This window comes from Aureimonas pseudogalii, assembly GCF_014196835.1.
Taxonomy (GTDB): domain Bacteria; phylum Pseudomonadota; class Alphaproteobacteria; order Rhizobiales; family Rhizobiaceae; genus Aureimonas; species Aureimonas pseudogalii.
The window spans coordinates 583,442-602,028 of sequence record NZ_JACIEK010000001.1; the positions used below are offsets into that span (position 1 = coordinate 583,442).

Annotated in this window: 2 protein-coding genes; both read right to left on the reverse strand. The window is 74.4% G+C overall.

From position 1 onward, the window contains the following. Positions 1-216: 216 nt before the first annotated feature. Complete coding sequence (locus tag GGR04_RS02730; RefSeq protein ID WP_183197590.1) at positions 217-1,650, reverse strand: condensation domain-containing protein; 1,434 nt, start codon at positions 1,648-1,650, stop codon at positions 217-219. Continuing rightward, the gene (locus tag GGR04_RS02735) at positions 1,647-18,542 is read right to left on the reverse strand and encodes a non-ribosomal peptide synthetase/type I polyketide synthase (RefSeq protein WP_183197592.1); all 16,896 of its coding nucleotides are present in this window, start codon (positions 18,540-18,542) and stop codon (positions 1,647-1,649) included. Before GGR04_RS02735 ends, GGR04_RS02730 begins: the two co-directional genes overlap by 4 nt. Positions 18,543-18,587 lie beyond the last annotated feature (45 nt).

Genomic DNA, 18,587 nt, shown 5'->3' on the forward strand with positions numbered 1-18,587 from the left:
GGGCAGACGGCGCCAGAGACATACGCCCACATGATGCGCGGGTCGTGCGGGGCCGAGGGCTTCGTGCCGCGCCGTGCCCAGCGGCGGGTGATCTTGCTTTCCGGCCCAAGCGGGCCTCGTCAACCCGCCACAGCTCGATCCCGGTGCCGTGCGGGCGCTTGGCCCGGGTGGCCGCCAACTCGGCTGGGAAGTCGTTTCGAAAGCCGAGGAACACCGTCAGCCAGCCTCGCCCGCCGCGGCGGGCGGCATGCCGATCCTGCGGCGCAGCGCCGCGAGAAAGCCGGTGAGCAGCCGTTGCGCGTCGGCCGGGCCGAACCGATCCGTTCGCAGATACCAGTGCAGCTCGCGCCGCTCGCCCGATTGCAGGACCATCAGGAGGACGTGTTCTTCGCGATGCGCCTCGGCGTGTCGGGGTCCGTGACGGAAGGATACGTCGCCCTCGCCGCCCTTGTCGCTCTTCTCGCCGACCTGCCGATGGTTGAAGATGTAGCGGAAGGGCGAAGCAGCGGCCGGATGGGCCGCCTCCAGCATCTCCTGCAGGAGGACATGCGGCACCGGCTCCTGGTCGAGGGCCTCGAGAAGCGTCGCGCCGACGCCATCGAGGGCATCGCCCGCTGCCGGCTCGCGAAGGCGCAGCGGCAGCAGCCGCGCGAAGGTGCCGATCATGCTCTGCGTTCCCGCAAGATGTCGCGACGTCGTCGCCGACGCCACCCAGACGTCGTCGGTCCCGTCCAGCTCGCGCAGGAACGCGGCGAACTCGGCAAGCAGCACCACGTGCGGCGTCGTGCGCCGCGCGGCGGCGAAGGCGTCGAGCGCCCGGCCGGTCCCGGCCCCGATCTCCTGCTCGTAGAGGCGGGCGGGGCCGATGCCCTCGCGCCCGTCCGCCCAGGCCCCGGGCGGGCCGCCGGCGAGGCGCTCGTGCCACCACGCGAGCGCCGAGCCGAAGCGGGCCCCGCGCAGAAGCCGATCCTGCGCGGCCGCGTAATCGGCATAGTCGAGCGCCGGCCGCGGCGGTTCGGACGCCGCGCCGCCTCGTTCGGCCGCGTAGAGCGCGCGCAGCTCCGCGTCGATCAGGTGCAGCGTCTCGCCATCGGCGACGAGGCTGCAGAAGCACAGGAGGAGGACACCGCGCCCGCCGCGGCTGATCAGTTCGGCCCTCCAGAGCGGTCCGGTCACGGCATCGAAGGGTTGGGCGAGCATCGTCTCGTATCGCCGGCGCACCCAGCCCTCGGCGCCCGTCACGGCCGCCATGAGCGGCAGCGTCGTGAGTTCCAGCGGCGCGGGCGCATCGGGGTCGAGCCGCTGCACGAGGCGTCCGTTCTCCTCCCGGATCGTCATGTGCAGAACGTCGTGCCGGCGGGCGAGCGCCGCCACGGCCCGACGGACGGCATCGACGTCCACGTCGTCGAAGACGATCGGCGGCGCGGCGATCGTCCAGGCCACGCGCCCGCCGTACCGCGTCTGCTGGCGCAAAATGAAGGCCTGTTCGAGAGACACCGGCACCGGCGCGTTGCGATCTGTGGGCATGAGCGCCGGCTCGTCCGCCCCCGCGCCGTCCCTCAGGCGCCGGGCGAGCAGCCTGGCGAGCACGGCGTCGCGAAGCTCGCGCGGCAGATCGCTCCACGCCGTGGGGAGGGATCCTGCCGTCATCGCCTCGTCTCCCCGGAGAGCTCTCGCCGAGCCTCTTCGATCAGCCGCTCCAGTTCCGCCGGGGACACCGAGGCGAGGAGGTCCTCCTCGAGCCGCGCGGCGACGGTGCGCAGGCTGGAGGCGTCGTAGAACCGTCGCAGGCGGAGCTTGATGCCCGTCAACAGCGCGATGTCCGCCACCGCGCGCGCCGCGGCCAGCGAATGGCCGCCGAGCGCGAAGAAGTCCTCGGTGGCGGGCACGGAAGACTCGGGCCGGTCGAGCACCGCCGCCCAGACCGGCAGGAGCAGGCCTTCGAGATAGCCGGCGGGCCGCGCATCGGCGTCGGCGTCGCGATCCGCGAGGCGCGTCCTCTCGGGATCGGGCAAGGCGTGTCGGTCGATCTTGCCGTTGGGCAGGAGCGGCAGCGCGCCCAGCCTCGTCCAGTGCTGCGGCACCATGTGCCCCGCGAGCGTGGCGCGCAGGCCCTCGACCAGCGCCGACGGCTCGGCCGGGCCGCACCAATAGGCCGCGAGCGCCAGCCCGCCGCCGGGCGCCGGCACGGGCCGCACGGCCGCGTCGCCCGCCCCCGGCTGGCTGCGCAGCACCGCCTCGACCTCGCCGATCTCGACCCGCATGCCGCGGATCTTGATCTGCCCGTCCTGCCGGCCGAGGAATTCGATCTCGCCCGAGCCGTTCCAGCGCGCCCAGTCCTTCGTGCGGAACATCCGCCCCGCGCCGAACGGGTTCGCCAGGAAGGCCTCCGCGTCGAGGCCCGGCCGGGCGTGATAGCCGTCCGCGAGATTGTCGCCGGTGACGTAGAGTTCGCCCGGCAGCCCTTGCGGCACCAGCCGTCGGCGGCGGTCGAGCACGTAGGTGCCGGAGCGGTCGATCGGCTGGCCGATGGGCACCGGCGCGCGCGCGTCCTCGACCGCCATGCCGGCGGTGTCGAAGGCGGTGACGTCGCCGGCGACCTCCGAAGAGCCGTAGAAGTTGACGAGCCGGGCACCGGGCAGCTCGGCCCGGAACCGCGCCACCAGCTCGGCCGTGCAAGCCTCGCCGCTGACGATCCAGGTGCGCAGGGCGCCGAGCCGGCGCGCCGCGCCGCCGGGCAGGTCGAGGATGGCGCGCAGCAGCGACGGCACCAGCACGATCCAGGTCACGCGGCGCATCGCGAGAGTGTCGATGAGGCGTCCGGTGTCGGCGACGTCGTCGTTCGCCACCACCACGGCCGGCACGCCGGCGAGTAGCGGCCCGAAGATCTCGGCGACCGAGTCGACGAAGGGCAGTGCCGTCTTGAAGACGGCCACCTCGTCGGCGCCGTAGGGCAGCGCGCGCCAGCTCCATTCGAGGCGGTTGAGAAGCCCGCGATGCAGCGCCCGAACGCCCTTCGGACGGCCGGTCGAGCCGGAGGTGTAGATGAGATAGGCGAGATCGTCCGGCGTGAGCGCCGAGGTCACGCGTTCCGCCGGGCCACCCGCGGCCAGCACCGCACCGGCGTCGAGCACGGCGCAGACCGGCGCGGCGGCGAGCGCGCCGCCGTCGGTGAGGACGAGCACGGCGCCGCTATCCTCGATCATGAAGGCGAGCCGGTCGGCCGGGTAGGCGGGATCGAGCGGCAGCCAGGCCGCGCCCGCCTTGACGACTGCCAGGAGCGAGGCGACGGTCAGGGGCGAGCGCTCCATGTGCACCGCGACGACCGCCCCGCGGCCGATGCCACGCGCCCGCAGCGCCGCGGCAAGGACGTTCGCGTCGGCTTCGATCTCGGCATAGGTCGCGACCCCGTCGCCGTGGATCAGCGCCGGGGCGCCGGGCGCGGCGTCGGCGCGGGCCTCGAACAGCGCCAGCACGGAGCCGGCCGCCGATGCCGGCCGGTCCGGCCCGAGGCTGGCGGCGAGGATCGCGGCCTCCGCCTCCGGTCGCAGAATGTCGACCTCGCCGAGCGTGCGTGCGGCGCCGAGCTCCTCGACGAGCGTCGCGAAATGGTCGGCGAGCGCCGCGATCTCGCCCGCCGCGAAGCGCCCGGCATCGTAGACGAATTCGACGGCGAGACCCTCGCCCTCCGGCACGACGAAGAGCGTGAGCGCGTAGCTCGTGGTCTGGTGTCCGTCGATCCCGCGGATGAGGTCCACGAGCCCCGCCCCTTCCGGGACCGACGCGCCGGGAGCGACAAGCCGCGCCGCGAGCCCGCCGTCGAGCGGGAAGTTCTGGAAGACCAGCAGGCTGTCGCAGAGCCGCTCGCCGGCGGGAAGGCCGCTGAGGGCCTGGATGTCGGCGAAGGTCAGGTGGTTGAAGCGGTCGTTGCCCGCATGGGTCTCCTGCACCGCGCCGAGGTATGACGGGACGCCCTCGGCGTCGACGGTCCGCACGCGAAGCGGCAGCACGTTGACGAAGGGGCCGACCGCGTCCTCGATGCCGGGCAGGTCGGCGGGGCGGCCCGAGACGGTGACGCCGAAGACCTGGTCCTCGCCCTGGTTGTAGCGCGCGAGGAGGAGAGCCCAGGCGCCCTGAATGGCGGTGCCGAGGGTGATCCCCTCGCTCCGGGCGCGGTGTGCCAGCGGCGCGAGCGCGGCCGGGTCGAGCGTCACGCGGTGGCTGGCGAAGACGCCGATCTCGGCGGCGGTGCCGCGACCGATCACGAGGTCGGTGCCCGCCGTCAGCCCGGCGAAGCCGTCCCGCCAGTGCGCCCGCGCCGCCTCGCGGTCCTGCGCGGCGATCCAGCCGACATGCGTCGCGAAGTCGGGCGCCGGGGCGAGCGCGGCGACGGGCAGGCCGACGAGGCCGTCATAGAGCACGGCGAGATCGCGCAGCAACAGCGGCAGCGACCAGCCGTCGACCACCGCGTGATGGACGGCGAGGAGCAGCGCGCTGCCGCCGTCCGGCGCCAGCGCCAGCGTCGCGCGCATGGCGGGCGCACCCGACAGGTCGATGGGCCTTGCCCGGTCGGCCGCCACGAGAGCGGCGAGCGCCGCGTCGTGGTCGTCCGCCGAACGGCCGCGCCAGTCGAGGCGTTCGAGCGGCAACCGTACGTGGCGGTGGACGATCTGGAGCGGCCGGTCGGATAGCGACCAGTCGAAGCTGGTGCGCAGGATCGCGTGGCGCGCGACGAGCGCGCCCAGCGCCCCCTGCAGCGCCTCGACGTCGAGGCCGGCACCCAGCCTCAGGGTCGTGTGGATGCCGTAGACCGCGCTGTCGGGGTCGGCGAGGGCGTGGAAGACCATGCCGGTCTGGCCGGGCGTCGCGGCATGGACCGTCTCGAAATCGGGATGACCGGCGGCGAGCGCATCCAGCCCACCGGGGCGGAAGGTCGCCAGCGGAAAATCGCCATCCAGCCAGACGGCCGGGTCGGGCCGTGCGGCGAGCGCGGCGAGCGCGCGCAGGGCGTCCGCCAGCGCATCGGGCAGCACGGAGAGCGCCGCCGGCACCTCGTTGCAGCCATGCAGGCCGAGCCGCAGCGATCCCCCGGCGAGGGCGAGTTCCAGATGCGGCGGGGCCTCGAAGGCCAGAGGCAGCACCGGCGTCTCGACCGCGCAGACGGCGAAGGCCGCATCGCCCCCGACGAGCCGCACCGTGAGACCGAACGTCTCGGCCGCAGCCCTCGCAGGCGCTCCGAGGGCCGTCTTGGCGGCGCGAAGGTCTGCCGCGAGGTCGCCGGTCGAGGTCGGCAACGCCACCAGGCGCTCGCGCGCCGTGGCGAGACCCGCCGTGCCGGACGGGCGATCCGCGACGACCAACCCGACCGGGCCGGGCAGGCCGGACACGGATGCCATGAGTGCGGCGGCGATGAGCGCGTCGGCACCGCTGCGCAGATGACGCGCCGCCAAAGCCGGAAGCTCGGCGAGGTCGAGGTCGAGGTCGAGATTTGGCGACAGGCGTCTCGACGCCGAGGCGTCGAGCGCGGCCTCGATCGGGACCGGCGGCAGAAGGGCGAGCCGGGGCGCGGTGCCGGCGGGCGGGCGGCTGGCGATCAACGCGACGAGATCCGACAGGACGATCCGCCAGCCCGCGGCGTCGAGCAGCAGCGGATGGGCGCGCAGCACGATCGCCGCGACGCCGCCCCCCGCGTCGTCGAACGCCACCGCGAGCGCCGCCGGCGCCTCGATGTCGGCGCTCTCGCCGAAGGCCAGCACCGGGCCCGTCGCCCGGCTTTCGATCCGACCGCGCAGGATGTCGTGCCGGGCAGCGAGCGCGGCGAGGACGCGGCGCGCCTCTCCGTCCGCGATCGGGGTGTCGAGGGTGAGACGCACCGAGCGCCAGGCCTCCACCGGCAGCATCGGGAAGCCCGCGCCGAGAGTGACGTCACGGAGCGCGGGAGCGGCGGCGTCCGCGCGCACGGCGAGATCGGCGAGCGTCGCGGTCTCGAAGAGATCGCGCACGCCGACCGCGAGGCCCGCGGCGGCGGCGCGCGTCGCGACCCGGATCGCCGAGATCGAGTCGCCGCCGAGGTGGAAGTAGTTGTGGGTGCGGCCGATGTCCTGCGGCCGGCGCGCCAGCACCTCGGCCCAGATTGCGGCGAGCGCGGTTTCCGTGGCGGTCTGTGGCGGCACCACGGGTCCGGCCGTGGACGCACTCTCGTCGTCCGGCGTCGGCAGGGCGCGCAGGTCGACCTTGCCGTTCGGCAGAAGCGGGATGTCGGCGAGCGCCACCAGCGCGGCCGGCACCATGTGGCGCGGCAGGATCGCTTCGAGGGTAAGGCGCAGATCGGCAGGATCGAGGCCACCGGTGTAGTAGGCGACGAGCCGCGCCCGGCCGTCGGTGCCCGGACGGTTGAGGACGACGGCGGCGGCGACCGCGTCGACGCCGCGCAGCGCCGCCTCGACCTCGGCGAGATCGACCCGCATGCCGCGGATCTTCACCTGTCCGTCCTGTCGTCCGAGGAAGGTGATCGTGCCGTCGGGCTCGCGCCGGCCCCAGTCGCGGCTGCGGAACAACTGGCCCTCGCCGAAGGGATTGGGCACGAAGGCCTCTGCGGAAAGGCCGGGCTGGCCGTGATAGCCCGCGGCGAGATGGGCACCGCCGATCCAGAGTTCGCCCGGCATGCCGTCCGGCACGGCACGGCGCGCGGCGTCGAGGAGGTAGACCGACGAATTGTCGAGCGGGCGGCCGAGCGAGGCCGGCCGCATGGCGCCCGGCGCCATCTCGGCGGTGTCGAACCAGGTGACGTCGCCGGCGACCTCCGAGGAGCCGTAGAGGTTGACGAGCCGTCCGGCCGGCACCGCGCGGCGGAAGTCGGCGACGAGGTCGGCGGACAGCGCCTCGCCCGACGAGATCCAGTGCATGAGCTTCGGCAGCCGGCTCCCGAGGTCGGGATGGAGGTCGAGCAGGGCGCGCAGCAACGTCGGCACGAGCACGAGACGCGAGACGCCGTGTGCGGCGAGGCGGTCGGCGAGGCCCGGCACGTCGCGGGCGTCGGCATCGCCCAGCACCAGCGAGGGCACGCCCGCGAGGAGCGGCCCGAAGATCTCCCACACGCAGTCGACGAAGGAGAGCGCCGTCTTCTGCACCGCGACCTCGCCCGCCGCGAAGGGCATCTCGCGCCACATCCAGCCGAAGCGGTTGAGCGCGCCGCGATGCAGCGCCCGCACGCCCTTCGGCTGGCCGGTCGAGCCGGACGTGTAGATGAGGTAGGCGAGGCTGTCGGGGGCGAGCACGGCCGCGCCGGGGGTCTCGCCGCGGCCGGCCTCCGGCGTCTCCAGAGCGGCCGCGAGCGCGAGGCGGCGAGGCGCCGCTGCGTCGAGACCGGGCGGCAGGTCGCCCGCATGGAGGAGGATCGCGGCGCCGGAATCCTCCAGGACGTGGGCGAGGCGCGCGGCGGGGTAGCTCGGGTCGAGCGCAAGGAACGCGGCGCCCGCCTTCATGATGGCGAGAAGCGCAGCCGTGGCGTCGAGCGAGCGCTCGGTGAGGAGCGCCACCACGTCGCCGGGAACGACGCCAGCGTCGGCGAGCGCGAAGGCGATGCGGCGCGCGCGCCGGTCGAGCTCGGCATAGGAGAGGCGGTCGCGTCCGTCGAACAGCGCGACCCCGTCCGGCGTGCGCGCCGCCTGCCGCTCGAAGAGCGCGATCAGCGAGGGCGCGTCGGGCAGCGGCGCCAGCGGGCCGGCGGAGCGGGCGAGAACGCCGGCCTCCTCGTCGGCGTCCATCAGACGGAGATCGCCGAGCGTCGCCGCCTCGGCCATGCCGAGAAGCAGGCGGGCGAACCGCTCCGTCAGCACCGCCATCTCGGGCGCGTCGAAGCGGCCGGCATCGTACTGGACGCGCAGCGCGAGCCCGCCCGCCTCGCCTTCCGCGAACAGCGTGACGGGGGCGCTGGTCTTCTGGAGGCCGGTCATGCCGGCGACGAGGCCGCCGAGCCCTTCCGCGCCTCTGCCGGACGCCGCCGCGCCGAGCGGCGTGTTCTGAACGATCACCAGCGTCTCGGCGAGCCGCTGACCGGCGGGAACGCCGGAGAAGCGCTGGATGTCGGCGAGACCGAGATGGCCCAACGCGTCGTTGGCGGCCTGCCGCTCCTGCAGCGCGCGCAGCCAGGACCACAGCGCCTCGCCGTCGTCCGCGTCGGCGCGCAGCGGCAGCGCGTTGAGGAACATGCCGACGATGTCCTCGGCGCCGGGAAGATCGTGCGGCCGGCCGGAGACGGTGACGTTGGCGAGCACCTCGCGCGAACCCGAATAGCGCGACAGGAGCAGCGCCCAGGCGCCCATCACGAGGGTCGCGAGCGTCACCCGCTCGGCCCGCGCCGCCGCGGCCAGCGGGGCGAAGGCGTCCGGGTCGATCCGGCGCGCCGCGAGGCCGACCGCGCCGGTCTCGGCCGCCGCGTCCCGGCCGATGCCGAGTTCGGTCGGCGCGTCGAAGCCGGAGAGCTCCAGCGACCAATAGGCTTCGGCCGCCGCGCGGTTGCGGGTGGAGAGCCAGCGAACGTAACGCTCGAAGCCGGGCGCGGGGTCGAGGTCGAGGGGGTGTCCCGCCATGCGAGCCCCATAGAAGGCGACGAGGTCGTCGTAGAGGAGCCCCATGCTCCAGCCGTCGACGATCGCGTGGTGCTTCAGCCAGACGAGCGTATGGCCGCCGCGCCGGCGCGCCAGCGTCAGCCGCATCAGCGGCGCGTGGGCGAGATCGAGCGGGCGCGCGAGGTCGGCCGCCGCCAGATCGTCGAGCGCCCCGGCCTCGTCGGCGGCGTCGGTGAGGTCGACCTCGCTCCAGGGCAGCGCCACCGAGCGATGCACGAGTTGCAGCGGATGGGCCCGGTCCTCCCAGAGGAAGCCCGTGCGCAGCACCGGATGGCGGGCGGTGAGATCGCCGATCGCCGCCTTCAGCGCCGCGACGTCGAGGCCTTGCGTGAAATCGATGCGGGTCTGCAGCAGGAAGGCGCCGCTCTCGGGGGCGAGCAGCGAATGGAACAGCATGCCCTCCTGCCCGAACGTGGCGTCGTGCACCGCCTCGACGCCGGGCCGCTCCGCCAGCAGGCGGTCGCGCTCCTCGGACGTCATCCCGGCCGGCAGAGCGGCCTCGGCGGACGGATCGTCGGCGTCGGTTTCGTCGGCGCTGGCCGCTGCCGCGGCCAGCGCCGCGAGCGTCTGGTGGCGGAAGACCGCGCGCACGTCGAAGCGCAGGCCGGCCCGCCGGGCGCGGGCGGCGAGTTGCAGGCTGAGGATGGAATCCCCGCCGAGCTCGAAGAAATTGTCGTGCCGCCCGACGCTCTCGCGCGCCAGCATCTCGCGCCAGATGGCGGCAAGCACGGCCTCGGCGCCCTCGCGCGGCGCCTCGAAGGCGAGGGACGCCGCCGGCCCCTCCGGCACGGGCGGCAGCGCCCGGCGGTCGATCTTGCCGTTCGGCAGCAGCGGAAAGGCGGGAAGATGCATCATCGCCGCCGGCACCATGTGCTCGGGCAGGACCGTTTCGAGATGCGCCCTCAGCGAGGCGATCAGGACATCCGCCTCGACTCCGCCGAACTCGCCAGTCGCCGGCACGACATGGGCGACGAGGCGCGAGCGCCGGTCCGCCGTCTTCTGTGCCGAGACGAGCGCGGCTGCGACGCCGCGATGGGCGAGCAGCGCGGCCTCGATCTCGGCAGGCTCGATGCGAAAGCCGCGGATCTTGATCTGCGCGTCGCGCCGCCCGTGGAACTCGAACGTGCCGCGCGGCGTGGCGCGGCCGTAGTCGCCGGTTCGGTAGACGCGGCCGAGGCCCGCCCGCTCCACGAAGGCGCCGGCGGTGCGCTCGTCGTCGTCGAGATAGCCGATCGCGACCCCCGGCCCGCCGATGGCGATCTCGCCGATCGTGCCGGGCGCGGCGGGAGCGCCGAACAGGTCGAGAATGTGGACGGCGACGTTCGGCAGGGGCCGGCCGATCTCGGGCGAGACGTCGCCCATTGCGGCCATGGCGCGGCTGTCGCTGAGATAGGCCGTGGCGGTGATCGAGGCCTCGGTCGGGCCGTAGGAGGAGAGGAACGTCACCTCGCGGTCGCAGAGCGCGGCCCAGCGGCGCATCGTGCGCCCCGACAGGGCCTCGCCGCCGGTGAGGAAGATCCGGATGGTGGGCGCCATGCGCAGGCCCTCCTCTGTCATCGTGTCCACCCACTGGCGCCAGAGCGCCGCCGGCAGGTCGAGCATGGTGAGGCCGTGGCGCTCGGCGAGGTCCATGAAGTCGCGCGCGCCGAGGCCGTTCGGCCGGTGGTGAAGGACCGAGCGCCCGCCCGCCAGCAGCGGCACGAAGATCTGCAGCGCCGAGGCGTCGAAGTTGAGCGGCGCGAACTGCAGGAGGCTGTCGCCCGGACCGACGCCGAGCCGCCGGCCCATGCCGAGCGCCATGTTGGCGACGCCGCGATGGGGCACCACGACACCCTTCGGCGTGCCCGTCGTTCCCGAGGTGAAGATGACGTAGAGCGGCAGCCCGGCGTCGTGCGCGGGGCGGACGAGGCCCCGGCCGGCCGGAAGCGGGTTCTCCAGCAGGTGATACGGCACGCCGGGCCGGCCGTCGGCGTCCGCGAAGAGCGCCAGCAGCGGCGCCTCGGTCAGGAGGAAGCAGGCGCGCGACGCGGCGAGCAGGCCGCGCTGGCGCTCGGTCGGCGCCGCCGGGTCGAGCGGCACGTAGGCCGCGCCCGCCTTCATCGCTCCGTAGATCGCGACGAGCAGCGCCGGCGAGCGCTCGGCGGCGATCGCCACCCGGTCGCCGTGGCCGACGCCGCGATCCTGGAGGAAGGCCGCCATGGCGGCCGACGCGGCCTCGAACTCGGCCCAGGTCAGTTGCGTGGCCCGCCCGTCCGCGGCCTCATGCACCACGGCGACGGCGTGCGGACGATCCTGCGCATGGGCGTCAAGGATCGCGTCGAGGCGCAGGTCCGCGATGTCCGGCATCGCCGCCGCGGCGACGACGACCGGCCCGTCGTGGAAGGCGAGCGCGCCCACGGCCGCTTCGGGAGCGTCGAGAGCCGAGGCGAGAAGCCGGCAAAACCGGATGGCCAGGTCCTCGATCGTCGCGGGCTCGAAGAGCTCGGTGCGATATTCCAGCATCGCCTCGATGCCGTCCCGGGTCTGCGTCATGTCGAGCACGAGGTCGAACTGCGTCGCGCCCTTGTCGAGCCGCACCGCGCGGATCGCGAGGCCGGCGACCTCCTGCGGGGGCGCGGGCGTGTTCTGCCAGACGAAGAGCGTCTGGAAGATCGGCGAATGGCCCTCGCTGCGCTCCGTGACGAGATCCTCGACGATCGCCTCGAAGGGCAGCGCCGCATGCGCCATGGCGTCGAGGAGTTCGCCCTGCGCGCGACGGCAGAGCGCGTCGAAGCCGGGCTCGTCGGCGACGTCGAAGCGCAGCGCCAGCGTGTCGGCGAAGAAGCCGACGACCTCTTCCGAGCCCGGCAGCGTGCGGTTGGCGGTGACGGTGCCGATGGCGAAGGCACCCTGCCCGCTCAGGCGCGCCAGCAGCAGGCCCCAGGCCGAGAAGAGCACGGCGAAGGGCGTGACGCCGAGGCGCCGGGCGGTCTCTCCCAGGCGCCCGGCCTCCTCGCGTGGCAGGGCGAAGCGATGGACGCGCCCCTCGCCGTTCGGAACGTCGGGCCGCGGATGGTCGGCGGGAAGCTCCAGCACCTCGGGAAGATCGCCGAGCCGTCCGTGCCAGAAGGCGCGCAGCGGCTCGGCGTCGAGCGCCAGCCGCGCGCCGGCCGAGGCCGCCGCGAAATCGGCGTAGTCGAGCGCGGGAAGCCCGAGACCGCGCAACGGGCCGCTGTCGGCCGCCGCGCCATAGGCGAGCGCGAAGTCGCGGCCGAGGATCGCCATCGACCAGCCGTCGGTGACGATGTGATGGGCGGCGAGAACGAGCACGTGCGCCGTCGCCGAGCGCCGGAACAGCGCGGCGCGCACGAGCGGTCCGGCCTCGAGATCGAAGGGCGCGGAGGCGGCGGCCAGCGCCGCGCGCTCCACGGCGGCGGCGGCGTCGTCCCGGTCGGACAGATCGACGATCTCGAAGGGCAGCACCCCCGCCTCGTCGATCACCGCCAGGGGCTCGCCGTCCCGGTCCACGAAGCGGCAGCGCAGGCTCTCGTGCCGGGCAGCGAGCGCGCCCAGCGCGGCGCGCACGCGCTCGGGATCGAGCGGGCCGGAGAGTTCGATCCGCGAGGGCAGATTGTAGGTGCCGCGCGCGGGATCGAGCTGATGCAGGAACCAGAGCCGGCGCTGCGAGGGCGACAGCGGCAGCGGTTGCCCCCGTACCTGCCGCGCGATCGCGACCGGCGCCGGCGCCGCGTCGTCGGGAGCGGAACCGAGAAGGCGCGCGAGATCGCCGAGCCGCGAGGCGCGGAAGAGGTCGCGTGCCGACAGCGCGGCCGAGCCCGCCGCGCCGAGCCGCGTCAGGACGCGCATCGCGAGGAGCGAGTCGCCGCCCACGGCGAAGAAGTCGCTGCCCGGCGACAGCGCGGCGGGATCGACACCCAGCACCTCGGCCCAGATCGCGGCGACGACGCGCTCGCTTGCGTTCAGCGGCGCGCCCTCGCCGCCCGCCGCGCCCCCGTTCACCCCGCTTGCGAGTTCGCCCGGCCAGTCCACCGCCGGCAGCGCCCGGCGATCCACCTTGCCGTTGGCATTCAGCGGCAGGCGCGCGAGAGGCAGGATCGCTTGCGGCACCATGTAGTCCGGCAGCCGGCGCAGGAGCTCGGCCCGAAGCGCCGCGCGGTCGAACGAGGTGCCAAGGCGCGGCACCACGTAGGACGCGAGGCGGGTCGTCCCGCCGACGTCGTGCGGGACGACGACCGCGCCCGCGACGGCGGGCAGCCGCTCCAGCGCCTTCTCGATCTCGCCGATCTCGACGCGGAAGCCCCGCAGCTTGATCTGGTCGTCGGCGCGTCCTCGATAGTCGAGCAGCCCGTCCGGCCGCCAGCGCACGAGATCGCCGGTGCGGTAGAAGCGCTCGTCCCGACCGGGCACCGCGACGAAGGCGGCGTCGGTGAGGTCGGGCCGGCCGTGATAGCCGCGCGCCAGCGTGCCCGCGACGTAGAGCGTACCGACCGCGCCCGGCGGCAGCGGCTGCAGCGCCGCGTCGAGCACGAGCGCCACGGCGTTGGCGACCGGCGTTCCGATCGGCACCGGGCCCTCGCCGGGATCGACGGGCGCTCGCCCGTCGCCGGGATCGACGAGGTCGCCCCCGACATCGAGGCGCGCGGCGGTGCAGACGATGGTGGTCTCGGTCGGGCCGTAGGTGTTCCAGAGACCGATTGCCGGAGGAGCCCGTTCGCGCCAGCGCGCCACCGCCGCGGGCTTGGCCGCCTCGCCGCCGAGCACGACGTGCCGCAGGCCGGCGGGAATGCGGGCGAGCGCAGCGGGCTCGCCCATCAGCTCGTGCCAGAAGGCGGTGGGCAGGTCGAGGACGGTGATGGCCTTGGCGGCGACGTCGTCCCAGAAGGCGCACGCGCCCGCCGGCAGATCCTCGTCGCGAAGGGTCAGGCCGGCGCCATGGGCGAGCGCGCCGTAGATCTCCTCCAGGCTGGCGTCGAAGCCGAGCGCGGCGAACTGGAGGATCCGGTCCACCGGCGTCAATCCCAGCCTCCGGCCGAGCCAGGCGACGTAGTTGGCGACCGGGCCGTGCTCGATCGTCACGCCCTTCGGCTCGCCGGTCGAGCCCGACGTGAAGATCACGGTCATCAGCGCGCCGACCCCGACCGGACGCGCGGGATCGGTGCGCGCGAACTCCGCTCCCGCCTCCGCCGGGACGAAGAGCGCGCCGGTGCCGCCGAGATCGCCTTGCGGCCCGACGATCAGGCCGAGGCCTGCCTGCGCGGCGATCCGTCGCCGCCGCTCCGCCGGCTGGCGCCGGTCGAGCACGACGAAGGCGCCGCCCGCCTTGGAGATCGCCAGCTGCGCCACCACGAGGTCGATGCCGCGCGGCAGATGGATGCCGACGAGCGCCTCGGGCTCGACCGCGGCGGCGAGGAGGCGATGGGCCAACGCGTTCGCTCGCGCGTTCAAGGCGCCGTAGGTCAGCGCGTCGTCGCCGCGGCGCAGCGCGACCGCGTCCGGCGTCTCGGCGGCGATCCGCTCGATCCGCCGGAAGACGGGCTCGACCGGCGCCGGCCAGACCTCGCCGCGGCCGAGCCCGTCGAGGCGCTGCGCGGCCGACGGCGTCAGAAGCGGCAGCGTGCCGAGCGGTCCGCGCGCGCCCGATGCCACGGCCCGCACGAGCGCCGCATACGCCTCCAGCATCGCGCGCGCCGTGCCGGCGGCGTAGAGCCCGGTGTCGTAGTTCAGCTCGAGCGCAAGCCCGCCCCCGACCTCCACGGCGTTCAGCGTCAGCTCGCCGTCGAGATAGCGCAGCGGCCGGGGCCGGAACCCGACCGACAATCCCTCGAAGACCGCAGCCGCATAGGCGTTCTGATAATTGAAGACGACCTGAAGCGGCAGTTCGGCGCCGGTTCCGCGCAGATCCTCCGCAATCCAGGCGAAGGAATGGTCGGCATGGGCCATGTCCTGAAGGAGCTGGCTCCGCGCCCGCAGGCAATGGTCCGCGAGCGCGACGTCCGTCTCGATCGTGCAGAGCGAGAAGATGAGGTCCGAGCAGTAGCCGACGACGTCGCGCCCCGGTCCCTCCGGCCGTCCGGCGGTCGGGGTCGCGATGGCGACCGTGCGCTGCCCGGCGAGTCGGGAGAGCACCACGGCGAGAAGCGTGTGCAGGAGCATGAAGGGCGTCAGGCCGAGCGAGCGCGCCGCCCCCTTCAGCCGCTCGGTCTCGGCGGCATCCAGGATCTTGAGCACGCTGTCGCCGCGCCAGCCCTTGGCGGCGCCGCGCGTCCCGTCGGTGGCGAGATCGAGCGCCGGCGCGCCCGCGCCGAGGCGGGCGAGCCAGTAGGCCCGGTCCGCCTCGGCGCCCGGCCTCGTCCGCGCCGCCGCCCGCTCGTTCAGGAAGGCGCGGTAGGACGGGGCCGGCGCCAGCACGGCGGTCTCGCCCCGCCGCTCCGCGTTGCACAGCGCGGCGAGTTCGCCGACGAGGACGTTCATCGACAGGCCATCGGAGACGAGGTGATGGGCCTCGATCGACAGGACCCACGCCTCCTCGCCCACCTGCAGCAGCCGGGCGCGGATCAGCGGATCGGCGGCGAGATCGAACGCCCGGTCCCCGAGCGTGGCGATCCAGACCTCCCGCCCATCCTCGGGCCAGTTCCGCCCGTCGACCGTCTCGAAATCGGGCCGGACGTCCGCGACGTCGCGCACGACCATGACGCCATGCGAGGGAAAGCACGCCCGCAGCGCCTCGTGCCGGGCCATCAGCGTCCCGAAGGCCGCTTCGACGGCGGCGGGATCGAGCGGTCCGGCGATGTCGAGGAGGACGGGAAGGTGATAGGCGCGCGAGGCGTCGTCGCTCTTCTGCGCCAGGAGCCAGATCAGGTCCGCGGCCGGACGCATCGGCGCCGGTCCTGTCGGATGGGACTCGGGCACGAGGGCGACCGCCGTTTCGGCAGCGAGCGGCGGCGACGGCTCGGGAACCTGGACCCGCGAGACGTCGGTGCCGGCATCCTCCGCGGCGCCATCGCGCATGCGAACGCCGGGCGGCGGCGGGGCCCCGCCGATCGCCTCCAACTGGCTGGCGATCGTGCGGCGCACGAGTTCCAGCTGGTCGGCGAAGAGGTCGTGGAGGTCGTCCTCCCCCGCCTCGCCCGTTGTCGGCAGGCGCGCGGCCATCGACGCCGGCGCGAGCTTCGGCAATGGCTCGTCCCGGCTGACCGGCGCCGCCGCGTCGCGCGCCGGTTCCATCCAGTGGACCGTGCGGTCGAACGGGTAGAGCGGCAGCGCCGAGCCCGGCAGGGTGCCGCTGCCGAGAACGTCGCGGCCGAGGTCCAGCCCGAGCGCGACGATCGCGGCGACCGCGTCCTCGATCGCCTCCGCGCCGTCGCCGGTCCGGCGCAGCGTCGGCACGAAGCGGCCGGCCTCCAGCGTTCCCGTCGCGCGACCGAGCGTCGTCAGCGTCGTCCCCGCGCCGATCTCGACGACGATCGTGGTCGGATCGCGCGCCAGCGTCTCCATCGAGCGCTGGAACTGCACGGGCTCGCGGGCATGGCGCATCCAGTGCTCGGGCGCGAGCATCGTGCCCGCCGCCCTCGATGCGCCGTCGAGATTGGAGACGAGCGGTATGTCGAGCGGCCGCAAGCCCGTCGCCTCGCAGAGCCGGCCGAGGTCGGGCAGCGCCGCCTCCATCAGCGGCGAATGGAAGGCGTGCGACACCGGCACGGGCCGAGCGGCGAAGCCGGCCGCCTCGGCGCGCCTGCGCAGCGCCTCGACGGCGTCTGCGGCGCCTGCCACGACCACGGCCCCTTCCGACAAGACCGCGGCGAGAGACAGCACCGCATCGCGGCCGCGCAGTTCGGCATCGATGAAATCCGCGGGGGCCCGGAGCGAGAGCATCGAGCCGGCCTCGGGCAGCGACTGGACCAATGCTCCGCGGCGCGCGATCAGCGCCAGCATCTGCGCCTCCGGCAGGGCGCCCGCCACCGAGGCGGCGACATATTCACCGAGGCTGTAGCCCATGACGGCGTCGGGCCGCACGCCGCGATGGCGCAGCTCCTGCGTCAACGCGAACTGCAGGGCGGCGATCGCCGGCTGCGCGTGGACGGTGTCGCGCAGCACGTCGGCGTCGGTCTCGAACATCAGCTCGCGCAGGGGAATGGCGAGATGGGCGGCGAGCACGCCGGCGCAGCGGTCGAGCGCGGCGCGGAAGACGGGGCTGTCTCGGTAGAGCGCCGCGCCCATGCCGGGCGCCTGCGATCCCTGACCGCCGAAGGCGAAGACGATGCGCGGCCGCCGGCTGCCGAGGCGCTGCCCCGATCGGGCACGCCCGGCCGACCCGGCGGCAAAGGCGGCGAGCGCCGGGCCGACCGCGCCCGGCGCGTCGCGGCGCACCGGCAGGGCGAGCCGGTGCGCATGGCTCGTGCGCCGCGCGGCCAGACTCGCGGCGAGATCGCAGGGGTCGGCGGGCGGCTCTGCCGCCACCCGCCCGGCGAGCGCGCGCAATGCCGGCTCGCTCTTGGCCGTCAGCACGAGGATGGCGGTGTCGGGACCGTCGGCGACGGCGGACGACGGCGCCTCCGCCCGATAGCGCTCGAGCACGACATGCGCGTTCGTGCCGCCGAAGCCGAAGGCGGAGACGCCGGCGTGCTCGCGCCCCTCCGGCCAGGGCGTGCGCACCCGGACCGGCGCCGCCACCGCTTCGGCCGCCTCGCGCAGATGTGGGTTGAGCGCGGCGAGATGCGGCTGCGCCGGGATCTGCCCCGCCTGCATCGCCAGCACCGTCTTGATCAGGCCCGCGATGCCGGCCGCCGCCTCGGTGTGGCCGATGGCGGCCTTCACGGCGCCGACGAGCACGGGCGCGCCCTCGCGGCCGGCCATGACCCTGGCGAGGGCGTTCAGCTCGATCGGGTCGCCGAGCGGCGTGCCGGTGCCGTGCGCCTCGACATAGGCCACGGCCTCCACGCCGATGCCGGCATCCTTGTGCGCGGCGCGGATCACCGCCTGCTGCGCAGGACCGTTCGGCGCGGTCAACCCGTTGCCGCGGCCGTCCTGGTTGACGGCCGATCCCGCGACGACGGCACGGATCGCGTCGCCGTCGCGCATCGCGTCCTTGAGGCGCTTGAGGATCACGACCCCGACGCCCTCGGAGCGGACATAGCCGTCGGCGGCCGCGTCGAAGGTGCGGCAGCGGCCGGTCGGCGACATCATGCCGGCCTGCGAGAAGGCGATGGAGACGTCGGGATTGAGAAGGACGTTGACGCCGCCGACCACGGCGAGGCCGCTCTCGCCGAGGCGAAGGCTGCGCACGGCCTGGTGCACGGCGACGAGCGAGGACGAGCAGGCCGTGTCGACCGCGAGGCTCGGCCCTTTGAGGTCGAGGACGTAGGACAGGCGGTTGGCGGCGATGCTGAGCGCGTTGCCCGTGCCCGCCCAGGCCTCGCGCGCCGCCGGGCCGCCGGCCTGGAGGAAGCCGTAGTCGTTGGAGGAGATGGCGACGAAGACGCCGGTGTCGGTGCCCGAGAGGCTGGCGGGAACGAGACCGGCATCCTCCAGCGCATGCCAGGCGGTTTCGAGCAGCAGCCGCTGCTGCGGGTCGACGTAATCCGCCTCGCGGCCGGAAATGCCGAAGAAGGCGGCGTCGAAGCTCCGGATGTCGTCGAGGAAGCCGCCATCGGCGGTGCGCATGCGGCCGGGTTGGGGCGCGGACCCCCGCGCCACCAGCGCCTCGGCGTCCCAGCGCCCGTCGCGCAGCGGGCCGACGCCATCGACGCCGGCAAGGAGGTTCGCCCAGAACGTCGCCGCATCCGGCGCGCCGGGCAGGCGACAGGCGAGACCGATGATGGCGATCGGCTCGCGCACGCCCGCTTCCAGCGCCTCGATCCGCTTGCGCGCCCGCAGGAGCAGATCGTGCAGCTCGTGTTCGGTCAATCTCGCCATCGCCTCGTTCCCCTGCCCCGCCGCGCCCCGATCTCCCGATCGCGA

Bases quoted from the DNA above. Each gene is read 5' to 3' on its own strand.
- GGR04_RS02730 (WP_183197590.1), bottom strand. From the start codon at position 1,650: ATGACGGCAGGATCCCTCCCCACGGCGTGGAGCGATCTGCCGCGCGAG.
- GGR04_RS02735 (WP_183197592.1), bottom strand. From the start codon at position 18,542: ATGGCGAGATTGACCGAACACGAGCTGCACGATCTGCTCCTGCGGGCG.